Source organism: Atopomonas sediminilitoris (assembly GCF_022601735.1).
Lineage (GTDB): Bacteria > Pseudomonadota > Gammaproteobacteria > Pseudomonadales > Pseudomonadaceae > Atopomonas > Atopomonas sediminilitoris.
Window position 1 is genome coordinate 167,229 of record NZ_JAKUMM010000005.1, and the last position, 17,918, is coordinate 185,146.

Consider the following 17,918-nt stretch of genomic DNA (forward strand, 5'->3'; position numbering starts at 1 on the left):
ACCATGGCAGAACTGACCACACTGGCGCGTCCTTATGCTAAGGCGGCTTTTCAGCATGCAGTAAGCGTTCAACAGCTGGGCCAATGGTCCAGCATGTTGTCGTTGACCGCAGCTGTAGCCGCTGACAGCACAATGCAAGCTTTTCTAAGCGCGCCTCAGATGACCGACGAGCAAAAGGCCCAAGCCTTTACGCAAGTCTGTGCTGAGCAGCTGGACGAAGCCGCACGCAACTTTGTTGGCGTGTTGGCGGAAAACAAGCGTCTGGCTTTGTTGCCGGAAATTGCAGCGCTGTTCGAGCAATACAAGGCTGAACAGGAACAGAGCGTTGACGTTGAGGTGACTTCCGCCTTTGCGTTGGGTTCTGACCAGCAAGACAAACTCGCCAAGGCACTCAGTGCAAGGCTCCGCCGGGAAGTGCGTATGCACACCAGCGAAGATGCCAGCCTGATCGGGGGCATTATTGTTCGTGCAGGGGATCTCGTCATTGACGGCTCCGTACGCGGCAAGATTGCTCAATTAGCCGAAGCGTTGAAATCAAGAGTTTGAAGGGGCTGAGCATGCAGCAACTGAATCCTTCCGAGATCAGTGACATCATCAAGCAGCGCATCGAGAAACTCGATGTGTCTTCTCAGGCGCGTAACGAAGGCACTATTGTCAGCGTTTCCGACGGTATCGTCCGCATCCACGGCTTAGCCGATGCGATGTACGGCGAAATGATCGAGTTCCCAGGCGGCCTGTACGGCATGGCCATGAACCTCGAGCAAGACTCCGTAGGCGCCATTGTTTTGGGTAGCTACCTTGGTTTGGCCGAAGGTATGACCGCTAAGTGTACTGGCCGCATCCTTGAGGTGCCGGTTGGTCCGCAACTGCTGGGTCGTGTCGTCGACGCACTGGGTAACCCCATTGACGGTAAAGGCCCGCTGAACGCCGAAGCTACCGATGCGGTAGAAAAGGTTGCTCCGGGCGTGATCTGGCGTAAGTCGGTAGACCAGCCTGTACAGACTGGTTACAAGGCCGTTGACGCCATGATCCCAATCGGCCGTGGCCAGCGTGAGCTGATCATCGGTGACCGTCAGATCGGTAAAACCGCGATGGCGGTTGACGCGATCATTAACCAAAAAGACAGCGGCATTAAGTGTGTTTACGTCGCGATCGGTCAGAAGCAATCGACCATCGCTAACGTAGTACGCAAGCTTGAAGAGCACGGTGCTCTGTCTAACACCATCATCGTTGCCGCCAGTGCGTCCGAATCAGCTGCTCTGCAGTTCATCGCGCCGTACTCGGGTTGCACCATGGGTGAATTCTTCCGCGACCGCGGTGAAGACGCACTGATCATTTATGATGATCTGTCCAAGCAGGCTGTGGCTTACCGCCAGATCTCCCTGCTGCTGCGCCGTCCGCCAGGCCGTGAAGCTTACCCAGGCGACGTGTTCTATCTGCACAGCCGTCTGCTGGAGCGCGCTTCGCGTGTTTCTGAAGAGTACGTTGAGCAGTTCACCAAGGGTGCTGTGAAGGGTAAGACCGGTTCGTTGACCGCTCTGCCAATCATTGAAACCCAAGCTGGTGACGTGTCTGCTTTCGTACCGACCAACGTGATTTCGATCACTGACGGTCAGATCTTCCTCGAATCTTCGCTGTTCAACGCAGGTATCCGTCCGGCCGTTAACGCCGGTGTATCGGTATCTCGTGTAGGTGGCGCGGCACAGACCAAGATCATCAAGAAGCTGTCTGGTGGTATCCGTACCGCTCTGGCTCAGTACCGTGAACTGGCGGCTTTCGCCCAGTTTGCTTCTGACCTGGACGAAGCCACCCGTAAGCAGCTTGAGCATGGTCAGCGCGTAACCGAGCTGATGAAGCAGAAGCAGTACGCGCCGATGTCCATCGGTCTGATGGCTGTCAGCCTGTTTGCCGCGGAAAAGGGCTTCCTGACCGACGTTGAGCTGGACAAGATTGGCTCGTTTGAAGCAGGCCTGTTGGCTTTCTTCGCACGCGAGAAGGCCGATCTGATCGCCAAGATCAACGAAGCGGGTGACTACAACAACGATATCGAAGCCGGCATTAAAGAAGGCATCGAGAAGTTTAAGGCCACCCAGACCTGGTAAGCCGCAGCGGGGGCGAAAGCCCCCGGCTGTCTAAACCGATAGGTGATACATGGCAGGCGCAAAAGAGATTCGCACGAAAATTGCGAGCATCAAAAGCACGCAAAAGATCACTAGCGCCATGGAAAAGGTGGCTGTTAGCAAGATGCGCAAAGCACAATCGCGCATGTCTGCTAGCCGCCCTTACGCGGAGCGCATCCGTCAGGTGATTGGTCACCTGGCTAATGCCAACCCCGAATACCGCCACCCGTTTATGGTGGAGCGCGAAGTTAAGCGCGTTGGTTATATCGTGGTCAGCTCCGACCGTGGTCTGTGTGGTGGTCTAAATATCAACCTGTTCAAGTCGCTGGTCCGCGATATGTCTTCTTGGAAGACACAAGGCGCGGAAATCGACCTGTGTGTGGTGGGTAGCAAGGGTGCTTCTTTCTTCCGTAACTACGGTGGCAACGTGGTGGCTGCGATTAGCCATCTCGGTGAAGAACCCTCGATCGGCGATCTGATTGGTAGCGTCAAGGTAATGCTCGACGCCTACTTGGAAGGTCGTATTGATCGCCTGTTCGTAGTGAGCAACAAGTTCATCAACACGATGACTCAGAAGCCTACCGTGGACCAATTGGTTCCGCTGGTAGCGGATGAAGATCAAGAGCTTAAGCATCACTGGGACTACTTATACGAGCCCGACGCCAAGGCCATCCTCGATGGTTTAATGGTGCGCTACGTTGAGTCTCAGGTATATCAAGCTGTGGTTGAGAACAGTGCCTGCGAACAAGCCGCACGGATGATTGCAATGAAGAACGCAACCGACAACGCCGGTGATTTGATCAGCGATTTGCAGCTGGTCTACAACAAGGCGCGTCAGGCTGCGATTACCCAGGAAATCTCCGAGATCGTCGGCGGCGCTGCGGCGGTTTAAGCACAGGTTTCAGTCTCTTAGAGGAACCAAATGATGAGTAGTGGACGTATTGTTCAAATCATCGGGGCCGTGATCGACGTGGAGTTTGCCCGTGATCAGGTGCCGAACGTCTATGACGCCCTGAACGTTGAAGGCGTAGCAACAACCCTAGAAGTTCAGCAGCAGCTGGGCGACGGCATCGTTCGTTCGATTGCCATGGGTTCGACTGAAGGCCTCAAGCGTGGCCTGAATGTTAATAACACTGGCAAGGCCATCACCGTACCGGTCGGTAAAGCGACTCTGGGCCGGATCATGGACGTGCTGGGCAACCCGATTGACGAAGCTGGCCCGATTGGCGAAGAAGAGCAGTGGGAAATCCACCGCGCTGCGCCAAGCTACGCTGAGCAAGCTGGCGGCAATGAGCTGCTGGAAACCGGCATCAAGGTTATCGACTTGGTTTGCCCGTTTGCTAAGGGTGGTAAGGTTGGTCTGTTCGGTGGTGCCGGTGTCGGCAAGACCGTTAACATGATGGAATTGATCCGTAACATCGCCATCGAGCACAGCGGTTATTCCGTGTTCGCCGGCGTGGGTGAGCGTACTCGTGAGGGTAACGACTTCTACCACGAGATGAAGGATTCCAACGTACTGGACAAGGTAGCGTTGGTTTACGGTCAGATGAACGAGCCGCCAGGCAACCGTCTGCGCGTCGCCCTGACTGGCCTGACCATGGCCGAGAAGTTCCGTGACGAAGGTCGTGACGTACTGTTGTTCGTGGACAACATCTACCGTTACACCCTGGCCGGTACTGAAGTATCCGCACTGCTGGGCCGTATGCCTTCAGCGGTAGGTTACCAGCCGACTCTGGCCGAAGAGATGGGTGTTCTGCAGGAGCGTATTACCTCCACGCAGAAAGGCTCGATCACTTCGATCCAAGCCGTCTACGTACCTGCGGATGACTTGACTGACCCGAGCCCGGCGACCACCTTCGCCCACTTGGACGCCACCGTTGTACTGTCTCGTGACATCGCCTCTCTGGGTATTTACCCAGCGGTAGATCCACTGGACTCCACCTCTCGCCAGCTTGATCCGCTGGTTGTAGGTGAAGAGCACTACAGCGTAGCCCGTCAGGTTCAGTACGTTCTGCAGCGCTACAAAGAGCTGAAGGACATCATTGCGATTCTGGGTATGGACGAACTGTCCGAGTCGGATAAGCAGCTGGTGAACCGCGCTCGTAAGATGCAGCGTTTCTTGTCCCAGCCGTTCTTCGTGGCTGAAGTATTTACCGGCGCGTCTGGTAAGTACGTTTCCCTCAAGGACACCATCAGCGGCTTCAAAGGTATCCTCAATGGCGACTACGATCACCTGCCAGAACAAGCGTTCTACATGGTAGGTAGCATCGAAGAAGCTATCGAGAAAGCCAAGAAACTGTAATTGAGTGCGCCCGTTCGCGGGCGCCTACTTGAGGCGAGTACTATGGCTATGACAGTCCACTGCGACATCGTTAGTGCGGAAGCGGAGATTTTCTCCGGGCTGGTCGAAATGGTCGTGGCGCACGGTAACTTGGGTGATCTTGGTATCGCTCCGGGCCACGCACCGCTGATCACCGACCTGAAGCCGGGTCCGATCCGTGTGATTAAGCAGGGCGGCGAAGCCGAGGTGATTTACATCTCCGGTGGCTTCCTTGAAGTCCAGCCGAACATGGTGAAGGTTTTGGCCGACACCGCCATTCGTGCCAGCGACATCGACGAGGCGGCTGCACAGCAGGCGCTGAAAGATGCCGAAAAAGCACTGAATGAGAAAGGCGCCGAGTTCGATTACGGTAATGCTGCTGCACAGTTGGCTGAGGCCGCTGCACAGCTGCGTACTGTTCAACAACTGCGCAAGAAGTTCGGCGGTTAAGGTTTGCTCGAGCGTCAGCTCGGCAGCACTTCAACCTGCTGTAAGAAAGGGGTAGCCTTAACGGGCTATCCCTTTTTTATTGTCTTTCTTCCACCTTTTGTTTCACGTGAAACCTACCTATGACTCTTGAAGTGATTATTCTCGCGGCCGGCCAAGGCACGCGTATGCGTTCGGCACTGCCTAAAGTTCTGCATCCGGTGGCGGGTAAAGCCATGGTTGCCCATGCGATTGATGCCGCGCGCGCGCTTAACCCGAGCAAGATTCATGTGGTGATAGGTCACGGTGCCGAGTTGGTGCGTGAGCGCCACGCGGCGGACGATATTAATTTCGTGGTGCAGACCGAACAGCTCGGCACCGGCCATGCCGTGGCACAAGCGCAGCCGTTTGTTGATGCTGCGAGCACCGTGCTGGTGCTGTACGGCGATGTCCCGTTGATTCAGACCGCAACACTAGAGCGCTTGCTGACGCTAGTGTCTGCGCAGCAGATTGGACTGTTGACCGTTAACTTGGCCGATCCAACCGGCTATGGCCGCATCGTGCGTGATAGCGCCGGCGTAGTGCAGGCCATCGTTGAGCAGAAAGATGCCAGCGAGGCGCAAAAGGCCATCTGTGAAGGCAATACCGGCATCTTAGCCATGCCGGCGGCGCGTCTTGGCGAGTGGTTAGGTCGTTTATCCAATAGTAATGCGCAAGGTGAGTATTACCTCACTGACGTCATCGCCATGGCCGTGGGCGATGGTTTGGTGGTAGCTACAGAGCAACCCAGCAGCGAGCAAGAAGTGCTGGGTGCCAATGATCGCGTGCAGTTGGCACAACTCGAACGCTTTTATCAGCAGCGCGAAACCGAAAAACTCATGCGTGCCGGTGCGACGTTGCTAGACCCGGCGCGCGTTGATGTGCGCGGCGAGGTCACGGTAGGCAAAGATGTCCTGATCGACGTCAACGTGATCCTGCAAGGGCGTGTCGAGTTAGCCGATGGCGTTGAAATTGGCGCGCATTGCGTACTCAAAGACTGTCGCATCGGTGCTGGGACGGTGGTTAAGCCATTCAGCCATATCGAGGGCGCACAATTGGCCGCGCACTGCGATATTGGCCCGTATGCACGCTTACGTTCGGGAACAACGCTGGCGGACGGGGTTAAGGTCGGCAACTTCGTTGAAACCAAAAAAGCCCAGATTGCCGCAGGCTCCAAGGTGAATCACCTGTCCTACATCGGTGATGCTGAGGTGGGCACGAACTGCAACATTGGCGCCGGCACGATCACCTGTAACTACGACGGCGTGAATAAATTTAAAACCGTGTTGGGCAATGATGTGTTTATCGGCTCCAACAACGCCTTAGTAGCACCGGTCACCATTGGCCATGGCGCAACGACGGGGGCAGGGTCGACCGTCACCCAAGATGTGCCAGAGGCTAACCTTGCGGTAGGTCGCGCCAAGCAGCGCAATATCGGCAACTGGAAGCGTCCGAGTAAGCAATAACCGTCGCCCAACGCTTGCGACATTACCAGCACTTATGTTTTGATTCGCGCACTTAACTTACGAATCGAAACTTATCCATGTCGAAACGCAACACAGCGCAACGTCGCCACAACATTCTCGCCTTGGTTAATGACCAAGGTGAGGTGGCGGTGGATGCGCTGGCTGCGCGCTTTGACACCTCTGAAGTCACTATCCGCAAAGATCTCGCTGAGCTGGAAAAGCTCGGGCTGTTATTGCGCCGTTACGGTGGCGCGGTCAGTTTGCCCAGCGAGTTGGTGCATGAACCCGTGGTGGCGCCGGCTAAGCTGCAGATCGCCCGTGCGGCGGCGCAATGCATTCGCGAACACAACCGCATCATTGTTGATTACGGCAGCACCACGGCAGCGTTGATCCCGGAACTGGCGCACAAGCGCGGCTTGTTGGTGATGACCAATTCGCTGGCGGTAGCCAATGCCCTGCGCGAGTTGGAAAACGAGCCTACTTTATTAATGAGCGGCGGCACTTGGGATGCACATTCCGAGTCCTTTCAAGGTCAAGTGGCCGAACAAGTGCTGCGTTCGTACGATTTTGATCAGCTGTTTATCGGCGCCGATGGCATTGATTTGCAGCGTGGTACGACCACGTTCAATGAACTCTTAGGCCTATCGCGCGTGATGGCCGAAGTGGCGCGGGAAGTGGTGGTGATGGCTGACTCGAGCAAGATCGGCCGCAAAATACCCAATCTGGAGTTGCCGTGGGCCGGCATCCAGACCTTGATTACCGATGCCGGTATTACCCCTGCGGCGGCGGAGCAAATCCGCAGTCACGGGGTGAAGTTAATCATCGCCGGTGCATAACAGGAGCTAAACCATGTGTGGAATTGTCGGCGCCATTGGCGAACGTAACGTCAGCGCGATCCTGATTGAAGGCTTAAAGCGCCTAGAGTATCGCGGCTATGACAGTGCTGGCGTGGCGCTGATTGATGAGGCGAGCGTGCTCAAGCGCTTGCGCCGCGCAGGCAAGGTGGCAGAGTTAGAAAATGCGCTAAGCCACAGCCCACTGCCGGGCCACATCGGTATCGCCCACACCCGTTGGGCTACCCACGGCGTACCCAATGAAACCAATGCGCACCCACATTTCTCTGGGGACAGCTTGGCGGTGGTGCATAACGGCATCATTGAGAATCACGAAGTGCTGCGCGATGAGCTAACCGCGTTGGGTTACGTGTTTGTCTCGCAGACCGATACCGAAGTGATCGTGCACCTGTTGAACCACAAATTGAAGCAACTGGGCGACCTGACCAGCGCACTCAAGGCTGCGGTGCAGGAGTTGCACGGCGCTTATGGCTTGGCGGTGATCTCGGCGGCGCAACCCGATCGTTTGCTCGCTGCGCGTAGCGGCAGTCCACTGGTGATTGGCTTAGGCATTGGTGAAAACTTCCTCGCCTCCGATCCACTCGCCCTGCGCCAAGTGACCGACCGCTTTGTTTATCTCGAAGAAGGGGACATCGTCGAGCTGCATCGTGATTCCGTGCAACTGTGGGACAGCGCCGGTGCCGTGGTAGAGCGCGACGTCGTGCAGTTCAACGAGGGCGCTGAAGCGGCTGATAAAGGCAACTACCGCCACTACATGCTCAAGGAAATCCACGAGCAACCCGCCGTCGTGCAGCGCACCCTAGAAGGGCGCTTGGGCAAGCAACAAGTTCTCAGCAGCGCCTTTGGTGCCGAGGCAGAAGCGCTGTTTAAGCAAGTCAAAAGCGTACAAATCATCGCCTGCGGTACCAGTTATCACGCCGGCATGGTGGCGCGTTATTGGTTGGAGGATTTGGCCAAAGTACCGTGCCAAGTCGAGGTGGCCAGTGAATACCGTTACCGCCCCGTGGTGGTGCAAGACGGCACCTTGTTCCTCACCATCAGCCAATCGGGTGAAACGGCCGACACCTTGGCAGCGCTGCGTATGGCTAAAGAGCTGAACTACTTGGCCAGTCTAACCATCTGTAACGTCGGCACCAGCTCCTTGGTCCGCGAGTCAGATTTGGCCCTGCTAACCAACGCAGGCCCTGAGATTGGCGTAGCCTCGACCAAAGCCTTCACCACCCAGTTGGTGGGCTTGCAGTTACTCACCTTGGCCTTGGCGCAATTACGCGGCGCTTTGCCTGTGGCACGCATTGCCGAGTTAGTCGACGGCTTGCGTCAGTTGCCCAGCAAGTTGGAAGAAGCCTTGGCCATGGACAACGAGGTGGAGGCCATCAGTCAGCGCTTTGCCGAGAAGCATCACACCCTGTTCTTGGGGCGCGGCACGCAATACCCGGTGGCGATGGAAGGCGCGCTCAAGCTCAAAGAAATCTCCTACATCCATGCCGAAGCCTACCCGGCGGGCGAGCTGAAACATGGCCCCTTGGCACTGGTCGATAGCGACATGCCAGTGGTGACCGTCGCACCGAATAACGAACTGGTAGAAAAGCTCAAATCCAACCTGCAAGAAGTCCGCGCGCGCGGCGGTGAGTTGATTGTGTTTGCCGATGAGCGAGCCGGCATGCGCAATGAAGAGGGCAGCAGCGTGATCGCCATGCCGCACATCGACGACATCCTCGCGCCGATTTTGTACACCGTGCCGTTGCAGTTGTTGTCGTATCACGTGGCGGTGCTCAAGGGCACAGATGTGGATCAGCCACGCAATTTGGCTAAGAGCGTGACGGTGGAGTAAGGCAGCGACTGGAGTTGGTCTGCCAAGCGGCGCGCTTTTACGTTGTAGGGTTAGGCCGATTGCCGAGTTTGCGGAGCCTTCTTGTTTCGTCCAAGAGGGGCAAAATCAGTGCCCCACGTTACACGCTGATAGGTAGTTTAAAAATTGAGGTATCTCAGGGGCTGCCAATCAATTCATACGTCCCCATGCAGCCTTGGCAGAGCGAGGCGGTGACAAGGGATTCCGATGGTGGGTCTTTAGCCTCGCAGCAGACTGGAGCCACGTGTTATGCGTGTACTTCAGTCCGCATTGTCGTCGCGTTTCAAGAGGTACCCCAGCCAAGCGGGCAGATACTCACGTCCGAAATACATGAGCGCCACACCCGCAAAAATCAGCACCCAAGATGAGGCTGGGGTCAATCGGCTGCCTTCCTGTAGCTCCGACTGGAAGATTATCGAGAGTAGCCCGATAGCAAAGAACACGATTCCAAACCATCCGGAGAAAAACCTCATACGCTCTCCATAAAAGGCATAACGCCTAACTACCTGTAAAAACGGTGGTGTTGTTTTACACCACAATTACCATTCGTGCGTGGCCTATCAGCCACCCCATCCTTGACCTTGCCGTAAGGGCAAGCCCCACAGTGCTGGTTTTTAGGTAGGAGTAACAGCATGCGCAAAATCGTCGCGACTTTGGTAGTGGCTGGGGTTGCCGTGAGTGCGGCGGTGCTGGGGGTGGTGTATTCGGGGATGATTAATGTCGGCGCCGACGATCCGCACAGCGATGTGGTGCATCGTTTATTAGAGGTGGCGCGCGAGCGATCGGTGGCGCGGCGGGCAGCCGATATTGTGGTGCCGCCGCTCGATGATGCGGCGTTGGTGGTGCAGGGCGCGGGTAACTATCAAGCCATGTGCATTGGTTGTCATTTGGCCCCGGGTCTGGCGCAGACTGAGTTGAATCAAGCCCTGTATCCGGCGCCGCCGAATTTGGCGTTGGCTACAAGCCGTCGCGATCCGGCGCAAAGTTTTTGGATCATCAAGCACGGCATCAAAGCCAGCGGCATGCCGGCGTGGGGCAAGAGCATGGCCGATGAGTACATCTGGGGCATGGTCGCGCTGATGCAGCGGTTGCCTACGCTCACGCCTGCCGAATACCAAGCGCTGGTGGCGCAAAGTGCAGGTCATCAGCATGGTGGCGGTGAAAGTGCGATGCACGATCACACCGGTAGCCATCACCCGCAAGCCGAGCAGGATGAGCACGCCGGCCATGCCGTCGCGCCCACGGCAGAAGCCCCCGAGCCTGCGCAAAATCCTGAACAACATATCCATCCAGACGGTAAGCTGCATCAGCATTAAGCGGCGCTAGAGCGCTGTTATCTCGCGCGGAGGCCTTATGTTGTACCTGCTGAGTAAATACGCCATCACTGCCTTGGTGGTGGTGCTGGTGTCGGAGCTGGCCAAGCGTAGCGACAAGCTCGGTGGCTTGGTCGCTGCGTTGCCGTTGGTCACGCTGCTGACGTTGATTTGGCTGTACGTCGAGCAGCAGCCGCTGAGCAAGATCGAGAACCATGCGTGGTACACCTTCTGGTATGTGCTGCCGACCTTGCCGATGTTTTTGCTGTTCCCTTTCCTATTGCCGCGTTTGGGGTTTTGGCTGGCATTGCTGGCTTGCTGCGTGGTGACCGTGCTGTGCTTTGCGCTGTTGGCGTGGCTGCTGAAGCCGTGGGGCATTGTGCTGTACTGACTGGCGGATTTTCGCCAGCTTGACGGTGGCTAATGGCGGATTTTCGCCAAAACTTGCGTGCGATCAAGGCGCAAAGCATGCCGTGCAACAAGCTGTGACGCTGGCTTATCGCCGATGGCGGGCCGCCGCGCACGGATCTACGTTGTGTTGACGGCCTTGGCACAACCCCTGCAATACCTGTGGTGTCGAACAACAAATCCAACACGACAGGGAGAAGCCCCCATGCGTCTACGTAAGCGCCTCGGCCTATTGGCCGCCGCCGCCACCTTGACGGCCAGCACCGCCGTGCTCGCCGCACCCACGTTTATCAATATTCTGACGGGCGGCACCAGCGGGGTGTATTACCCCATCGGCGTGGCCTTGTCGCAGGTCTATGGCGAGCATATCGACAGCGCTAAACCGTCGGTACAAGCCACCAAAGCCTCAGTGGAAAACCTCAACCTGTTGCAAGCCGGTCGCGGTGAGTTAGCGCTGGCCTTGGGCGATTCGGTGTCGGATGCCTGGGCCGGCGATGCCGAAGCTGGTTTTAAAGCGCCGCTAAGTAAGCTGCGCGCGATTGCCGGCACTTACCCGAATTACATTCAGATTGTTGCCAGTGCGGAGTCCGGGATCAAAACGTTGGCCGACCTTAAGGGCAAGCGTATCTCGGTGGGCGCACCTAAGTCCGGTACTGAGCTGAACGCGCGCGCCATCTTCAAGGCGGCCGGTTTGAGTTATGACGACATGGGCAAGGTCGAGTTTTTGCCCTATGCCGAATCGGTAGAACTGATCAAAAACCGTCAGCTGGATGCCACCTTGCAGTCGGCCGGTTTGGGCATGGCGGCGATTCGTGATTTGGCCTCGGTGATGCCGATTGAGTTTGTCGCCGTGCCCGCTGAGGTGGTGGCAAAGATTGGCAATGCGGCGTATCAGCCTGCCAGCATTCCGGCCGGCACCTACGATGGCCAAGAGCAAGCCGTGGCGACAGTGGCGATCACCAATATTCTGGTGAGCCACAGCGGGGTGTCAGACCAACTGGCTTACCAGATGACCAAGCTGATGTTTGAGAATTTGCCGCGCTTGGTGACCGCCCACTCGGCGGCTAAAGACATCGCCTTGGCCAACGCCGCACAAGGTTTGCCGATTCCGCTGCATCCAGGCGCCGAGCAGTTTTACAAGGAGCAGGGCTTACTGCCCTAAGCCTGGCTATCCCGAATGGGGAGGACAGCCACGGTTTCCCTCATCAACCGTGGTGCTGTTCGGGATAGCGTTTTATTGCACTTGGCGCGTCAGGTGGCGCGCTGGGTACTCCGCCGCAAGGATGGTTTAAGCCCCCATGAGTGAATCCCCGAGCATCTTAAGTGCCAGCCCGGCGCAGTGGCCCAAGGCCCTGTTTCTGGTGGCGCTGTTATTTTCTAGCTTTCAAATTATCACCGCGGCCTACCATCCGGTTTCCACCCAAGTGCTGCGCAGCGTGCACGTGGGTTTTTTGTTGCTGGTGATTTTTCTCTGCTATCCGCTGGCCGGCCGTGCGCGACCTTGGCAACCCTTGGCGTGGTTATTGGGCGTGGCCGGCATGGCCACAGGCTTTTATCAGTGGTGGTTTGAGGCCGATTTAATTCAACGCAGCGGTGAGCTAACCGACGCCGACTTGTGGCTGGGTTTGCTGTTGATTGCTTTGGTGTTTGAAGCGGCGCGCCGCGTGATGGGCGCCGCCCTGCCGCTGATTTGCGGTGTGTTTTTGGCCTACGGGTTATTCGGTCAGTATTTGCCCGGTGATTTGGCCCATCGTGGCTACGGGCTGGATCAGGTGGTCAACCAGTTGGCCTTCGGCACCGAAGGGCTGTACGGCACGCCGACCTATGTCTCGGCCACTTACATCTTCTTATTCATCTTGTTCGGCTCGTTTTTAGAGCAAGCGGGCATGATCAAATTGTTCACCGACTTCGCCATGGGTTTGTTTGGCCATCGCTTAGGCGGGCCGGCCAAGGTGTCGGTGTTTTCCTCGGCGTTGATGGGCACCATCACCGGCTCCGGGGTGGCCAACGTGGTCACCACCGGACAATTCACGATTCCGCTGATGAAGCGCTTCGGCTACAGCCCCGCGTTTGCCGGCGGCGTGGAATCTACCGCGAGCATGGGCAGTCAGCTGATGCCGCCGGTGATGGGCGCGGTGGCCTTTATCATGGCGGAAACCATCAACGTGCCCTTTGTCGAGGTGGCCAAGGCCGCGTTGGTGCCTGCGCTGTTGTACTTCGGCTCGGTGTTTTGGATGGTGCACCTTGAGGCCAAGCGCGCGGCGCTGGTGGGCTTACCCAAAGAGCAATGCCCCAATCCGTGGGCGGCGATCAAACAACGCTGGTACTTGCTGATCCCCTTGCTGGTGCTGATTGCCTTGCTGTTTTCCGGTCGCACGCCGTTGTTCTCCGGCACGGTGGGGTTGGCGCTGACGGCGATTGTGATTTTGGGCTCGGCGGTGATCCTGCAAGTCTCAGCCTTTAAGTTACGCATCGCCTTTTGGCTGGCGCTGGGGCTGATTTGCGCCGGCTTCTTTCAGCTCGGCATCACCTTGGTGTTTGCCGTGATCGCGGTGCTGGTCGCGTTGTGCGCTTGGGTTAAAGGCGGCCGCGAAACCCTCACCCTGTGCTTGCACGGCTTGGTCGAAGGGGCGCGCCATGCAGTGCCGGTGGGCATTGCCTGCGCCTTGGTCGGGGTGATCATCGGGGTGATTTCGCTCACCGGCGTGGCTACGACCTTCGCCGGATACATTCTGGAACTCGGCCGTGACAACCTGTTCTTGTCGCTGTTGCTGACCATGGTGACGTGCTTGGTGTTGGGCATGGGGATTCCAACGATTCCCAATTACATCATCACCAGCTCGATTGCCGCGCCGGCCTTGTTGGACTTAGGCGTGCCGTTGTTGGTCTCGCACATGTTTGTGTTTTATTTCGGCATTCTCGCCGATCTCACCCCGCCGGTGGCGCTGGCTTGTTTTGCCGCCGCGCCGATTGCCGGTGAACGCGGGTTGAAGATCAGTTTGTGGGCGGTACGTATCGCCATTGCCGGTTTCGTCGTCCCGTTTATGGCCGTCTACGCCCCCGCTTTGATGTTGCAGGGGGATGCGTCGTGGTGGGCCACCCTGTATCTCATCGGCAAAGCCGTGCTGGCGATTGGTTTGTGGGGCATGGCCGCGATTGGTTATTGGCTGACGCCGTTGGGCTTGGGCATGCGCCTGTTGGCCTTTGCCGCGGGCGCGAGCTTGGTGGTGGCTTTGCCGGTCACCGATGAAGTGGGTTTTGCGTTGGCCGCGTTGTTGATTGGCGTGCACCTGTGGCAACAGCGCCGCGTGGCCGCGTCTTGATGTTGTGCATGGGCTTGGCCGGGGTGATCTGGGCGCAATTGCCGCTCACGGCGTTCACCCTCGCTTGGCAACACAGCATCGAAAAGGTGCGTTGGGAAGAAGACTACCGCGTCACGCCTACTGGCTTAGAGCTGGGCTGGGCGCGGGTAAAGGGCAGTGGCGCTGGTATGGAAATCCCAGCTGACGCCATTCTGCGCGAGGGAGCTTGGCAATACCGGCGCCAAGTGCCACCCTTGCAACCGCTGCGTCTGGGGCGTACCCCCGAGGCGGGCGATTACCAATTATGCGTCGATGGACGCTGCCAAGCCTTCAGCGTTTGGCTCGGTCCGCCACAAGCGGCTGAACCGGCGTTGGAACTGTGGAGTTGCGCGGGCAACTCCCCCTGAGCGATCAGGACTGGACGGCCACAAGCCGGACAACCGCACGCGCTTACCAGCGCGTTATGCAGTAGAGGAAAACCCCCATTGGCGCAGGCCTACGGGGGTTTTGTTCTTTGTGGGGGTGCAGAGTGTTGAGTGGGGTGAGGGTTGCACGTCGACTCAGCTCGCGCGCTGCCAACGACTGCGCGCCACCGCATCATGGGCGTGCAGGCTTTCGGCATGCACCACGGTGAGGGCAAAGCCTTGCAGGGCAGGGTGATTTTCCAAGGCGTTATGCAAACGCCGCGCGGCGTCTTCACAAAACATCAGATTTTGTCCGTTGGCCAAGGCAAAGGCCTGCTCGTCAGCGCGCTTCACTGCGGTTTGCAGGGCGGTGCCCAGTGCGGCTTCGGCGCTATCCAACAAGGCTTGAATCGGCAGATGCTCTAGCGTGGGGTTGAGTTGCAGCTGCAAGGTGGCGGTACTGCGCTGGCTGTGCGGTGTAGCGACGATGCCTTCAGCACTGCCAAGCCAGTCGCTGATCGCCGCGTGATCGAGACGTTTGCCCGCAAAATCACCTGCAAATTGCTCCTGAATCAGCTGCCGCGCCAAGGCCGCCGAGCATGGGCAGGTGGAGGAGTAGCTCACCTCCAGCGTCAAGCTCAGCTGTAAACCGATGGGGCCGAGTTCGGCAGCCAGGCTTATGGGATAGGCACGCCAGCCGGATAGCTGGCTGACCAGCGCCGGGCGGCGAATCAGCAGCTCGCCGTGCAGACGGATAAACGCCCGCTGCGCCATGCCCGCGTGCTCATCGAGAAACTGCTGCAGCACAGTGCGCAGGGTCGGCACGCTGAGCTCACGCCGGCTAAGCAGCTCTAAGGCTAGATACAGGCGCGACATATGAATGCCGCGCACGTCGGGGCTATCTAGACTCACGCCGGCATCCACTTTGGCAGCCAAGGTTTGCCCCAGCAGTTGAATGGGCAGGGCGATACCTTGCATGCCAACCCAATCTAGCGGCTGTGCGTGGGGGTGAAGTTGCGCGGCGATATCGGGTAGGGCGGCGGTCATGGGCAGCTCGGTTTGTCGAATGGGACTTGCGTTATAAATGTTATGTTATAACAATACAAAAAACACCCATGGTCAAACTACAGGATCCTTTGCATGGACACCCGCCTCCCCGTCACCGTGCTGTCTGGCTTTTTAGGCGCCGGCAAAAGCACCTTGCTCAATCATGTGCTGAAAAACCGCGACGGCCTGCGCGTGGCGGTGATCGTTAATGACATGAGCGAAATCAACATCGACGGCAGCGCAGTGCAGCGCGATGTGAGCCTTAACCGAGCCGAAGAAAAACTGGTCGAGATGAGCAACGGCTGCATCTGCTGCACCCTGCGTGAAGACTTGCTCGCCGAGGTCAGCCGCCTCGCCCAAGAAGGTCGTTTCGATTACCTGCTGATCGAATCCACCGGCATCAGCGAGCCGCTACCAGTGGCGGAAACCTTCACCTTCCGCGATGAGCAAGGCCAGAGCCTGGCCGACATGGCGCGGCTAGATACCATGGTTACGGTGGTCGACGGGGTGAATTTTCTGCGCGACTTTCACGCCGCCGAAAGCCTCGCCAGCCGTGGCGAAACCTTAGGTGAGGACGACGAGCGCTCGATCACTGACCTGCTGATCGAACAAGTGGAGTTCGCCGATGTGCTGCTGATCAGCAAGATTGATCTGATCAGCCAAGCCGAGCGCGATGAGCTCAGCGCCATCTTGCGCCGTCTGAATACCCACGCCGAGATTGTGCCGATGGTGCTCGGCCAAGTGCCGCTTAAGCAGATCCTCAACACCGGCCGTTTTGACTTCGAGCGCGCCGCCTCAGCTCCCGGCTGGCTTAAAGAAATGCGCGGCGAACACGTGCCCGAGAGTGAGGAGTACGGCATTGCCTCGACGGCGTATCAGGCCCGGCGGCCGTTTCACCCCGAGCGCTTTTTTAACTTCTTGAATCAATCCTGGAGCAACGGCCGCTTGCTGCGCTCCAAAGGGTATTTCTGGCTGGCCAGCAAACCCGAAGAAGCCGGCAGCTGGTCGCAGGCCGGTGGCCTGATGCGTTACGGCTACGCCGGGCGCTGGTGGCGCTATGTGCCGCGCGAGCACTGGCCGCAAGACGAAGAAAGCCTCGCGCAGATTGCTCAGCAATCGCTCGGTGCATACGGCGACTGCCGGCAAGAGCTGGTGTTTATCGGCCAGAACATCGACTTCGTGCGCCTGCGCGCCGAGCTGGATGCTTGTCTGCTCAGCGCCGACGAATACGCGGCGGGCAGTGATTACTGGTGCGCCTTGCCTGACCCCTTCGGGCCATGGCAAGAGGAGGCGGCTTGATGTACGCCCTCAAGTTACGTCAGCCGCCCGCGCAGCGTTTTGCCGCCACTCCCGCTGGACTCGCGGACGTATTGGAAGACAGCGTTAATCTGGCGGTGTGGCAGCGTGAGTTGAGCCCAGCGCTGCGCACTTTTGCCCAGCAGTTGTTAATCGCCGAGCCGCAACTGGCGTTGGCGTTTACCTGCGAGGCGGATGGCGAAGGTCTGTTAGTACCACTCGGCAAAGCCATTCCCGGCGCACAGCTGCCCGGTTACGCCGAGTTTTGCGCCGATCTGGATTGGCTGATGAATGCCTTTGTTTGTCTGCTCGGCGCTCGACGCGTTGGCGTACGCTTGCGCAGCTTAGCCAACCCCATGTGCCCGCGTTGGCATGTCGATCATGTGCCGCTGCGCCTGATCAGCACCTATAGTGGGCCGGCCAGTCAGTGGTTGCTCGAAGGCGCAATGGATTGCTGTCAATTGGGTGCTACGGCTCATCAGCCAAGCGACGATCAAGCACAAGCCCTGCAAGCGGGTTGGGTGGCGCTCGCCAAAGGGGAAAAGTGGTTGGGGAACGAAGGCGCGGGGCTTATCCATCGCTCGCCAGCGGTGCCCAAAGGGCAAAGCCGGTTATTGCTGACAATGGACTGGCTCGCTTAAGGGCGCGCTAAGTCTTGCCATTGGCCGTGGTACTGCTTCTCGCAAGCCACGCGCAGGTATACGCCATCGCTGGCGTGTCCGTAGTAATGGATATGCTGGCGATACGGCGTGCCTTGCACTTGCGCATTGCGGCACACGCCGTAGCTTTCGGCGGGGCACTGCTCGACAAAGCTCACGGTCACCACCTTGTCTTTCAGTTGGGGCTGGCAGAAACCCCCGCTAAACATCGACTTGGGAATGCTGACGTTCTCTTGGCACAGGCGCACGCTTTGGTGCTCATCAATCGGGGTCTCAACCACACAGGCTTGTCCCCACACCCAAGAAGGCAGCGCTGCTAACACTAACCATGCACGCATAAATCAGTCACCTCGCCAAGATTGCGCGCAGCCTAGCATGGCTATGCGATTTACGTGGAGGCGAAAGGACTCGTTAA

17 protein-coding genes are annotated in these 17,918 nt (G+C 58.0%); 15 read left to right on the forward strand and 2 right to left on the reverse strand.

The features are described 5' to 3' along the window. Nucleotides 1-3 precede the first annotated feature (3 nt). The 13 genes from MKI83_RS09145 to MKI83_RS09205 all read left to right on the forward strand — a co-directional run bounded on the left by MKI83_RS09145 (nucleotide 4) and on the right by MKI83_RS09205 (nucleotide 14,504). Nucleotides 4-546 (forward strand): F0F1 ATP synthase subunit delta, encoded by a 543-nt coding sequence (locus tag MKI83_RS09145; protein WP_241585075.1) that lies wholly within the window; start codon nucleotides 4-6, stop codon nucleotides 544-546. An 11-nt stretch (nucleotides 547-557) separates the two neighbouring features. Next, on the forward strand, nucleotides 558-2,102 hold the full coding sequence (gene atpA / locus MKI83_RS09150) for a F0F1 ATP synthase subunit alpha (protein WP_241585077.1): 1,545 nt from the start codon (nucleotides 558-560) through the stop codon (nucleotides 2,100-2,102). 49 nt (nucleotides 2,103-2,151) lie between these two features. After that, nucleotides 2,152-3,012 (forward strand): F0F1 ATP synthase subunit gamma, encoded by an 861-nt coding sequence (atpG, locus tag MKI83_RS09155; protein WP_241585078.1) that lies wholly within the window; start codon nucleotides 2,152-2,154, stop codon nucleotides 3,010-3,012. A 33-nt stretch (nucleotides 3,013-3,045) separates the two neighbouring features. Continuing rightward, nucleotides 3,046-4,422, forward strand: coding sequence for a F0F1 ATP synthase subunit beta (atpD, locus tag MKI83_RS09160; protein ID WP_241585079.1), 1,377 nt, complete (start codon nucleotides 3,046-3,048; stop codon nucleotides 4,420-4,422). A gap of 42 nt (nucleotides 4,423-4,464) precedes the next feature. Continuing rightward, nucleotides 4,465-4,890, forward strand: a complete 426-nt coding sequence (locus MKI83_RS09165; RefSeq protein ID WP_241585080.1) for a F0F1 ATP synthase subunit epsilon — start codon at nucleotides 4,465-4,467, stop codon at nucleotides 4,888-4,890. Between the two features lie 119 nt (nucleotides 4,891-5,009). Next, the gene (gene glmU / locus MKI83_RS09170; protein ID WP_241585081.1) at nucleotides 5,010-6,371 is read left to right on the forward strand and encodes a bifunctional UDP-N-acetylglucosamine diphosphorylase/glucosamine-1-phosphate N-acetyltransferase GlmU; all 1,362 of its coding nucleotides are present in this window, start codon (nucleotides 5,010-5,012) and stop codon (nucleotides 6,369-6,371) included. 77 nt (nucleotides 6,372-6,448) lie between these two features. Beyond that, nucleotides 6,449-7,207: a DeoR/GlpR family DNA-binding transcription regulator gene (locus MKI83_RS09175; protein WP_241585083.1), complete on the forward strand. Its 759-nt coding sequence runs from the start codon at nucleotides 6,449-6,451 to the stop codon at nucleotides 7,205-7,207. Nucleotides 7,208-7,220: 13 nt separating this feature from the next. Then, nucleotides 7,221-9,056, forward strand: a complete 1,836-nt coding sequence (gene glmS, locus MKI83_RS09180; protein WP_241585085.1) for a glutamine--fructose-6-phosphate transaminase (isomerizing) — start codon at nucleotides 7,221-7,223, stop codon at nucleotides 9,054-9,056. Nucleotides 9,057-9,706: 650 nt separating this feature from the next. Then, a complete protein-coding gene (locus tag MKI83_RS09185; protein WP_241585086.1) occupies nucleotides 9,707-10,390 on the forward strand; it encodes a c-type cytochrome in 684 nt (227 codons plus the stop codon). Nucleotides 10,391-10,427: 37 nt separating this feature from the next. Further along, nucleotides 10,428-10,778: a DUF3147 family protein gene (locus tag MKI83_RS09190; protein WP_241585087.1), complete on the forward strand. Its 351-nt coding sequence runs from the start codon at nucleotides 10,428-10,430 to the stop codon at nucleotides 10,776-10,778. A 222-nt stretch (nucleotides 10,779-11,000) separates the two neighbouring features. Then, nucleotides 11,001-11,957, forward strand: a complete 957-nt coding sequence (locus MKI83_RS09195) for a TAXI family TRAP transporter solute-binding subunit (RefSeq protein WP_241585088.1) — start codon at nucleotides 11,001-11,003, stop codon at nucleotides 11,955-11,957. A gap of 136 nt (nucleotides 11,958-12,093) precedes the next feature. After that, nucleotides 12,094-14,118: a TRAP transporter permease gene (locus MKI83_RS09200; protein WP_241585089.1), complete on the forward strand. Its 2,025-nt coding sequence runs from the start codon at nucleotides 12,094-12,096 to the stop codon at nucleotides 14,116-14,118. After that, nucleotides 14,118-14,504 (forward strand): DUF1850 domain-containing protein, encoded by a 387-nt coding sequence (locus MKI83_RS09205; RefSeq protein ID WP_370867378.1) that lies wholly within the window; start codon nucleotides 14,118-14,120, stop codon nucleotides 14,502-14,504. Before MKI83_RS09200 ends, MKI83_RS09205 begins: the two co-directional genes overlap by 1 nt. A 153-nt stretch (nucleotides 14,505-14,657) precedes the next feature. Here MKI83_RS09205 and folE2 read toward each other — a convergent pair whose 3' ends face one another. Further along, entirely contained in the window at nucleotides 14,658-15,548 is an 891-nt protein-coding gene (gene folE2, locus MKI83_RS09210; RefSeq protein WP_241585090.1) for a GTP cyclohydrolase FolE2, read from the reverse strand. A gap of 93 nt (nucleotides 15,549-15,641) precedes the next feature. Between folE2 and zigA the strand changes: the two genes are divergently transcribed. Further along, entirely contained in the window at nucleotides 15,642-16,847 is a 1,206-nt protein-coding gene (zigA, locus tag MKI83_RS09215) for a zinc metallochaperone GTPase ZigA (protein WP_241585092.1), read from the forward strand. Continuing rightward, the gene (locus MKI83_RS09220; RefSeq protein ID WP_241585094.1) at nucleotides 16,847-17,485 is read left to right on the forward strand and encodes a DUF1826 domain-containing protein; all 639 of its coding nucleotides are present in this window, start codon (nucleotides 16,847-16,849) and stop codon (nucleotides 17,483-17,485) included. Before zigA ends, MKI83_RS09220 begins: the two co-directional genes overlap by 1 nt. Here the strand turns inward: MKI83_RS09220 and MKI83_RS09225 are convergent. After that, entirely contained in the window at nucleotides 17,482-17,841 is a 360-nt protein-coding gene (locus tag MKI83_RS09225) for an NADH:ubiquinone oxidoreductase (protein WP_241585096.1), read from the reverse strand. The two genes, MKI83_RS09220 and MKI83_RS09225, sit on opposite strands and share 4 nt — an antisense overlap. Between the last annotated feature and the right edge of the window lie 77 nt (nucleotides 17,842-17,918).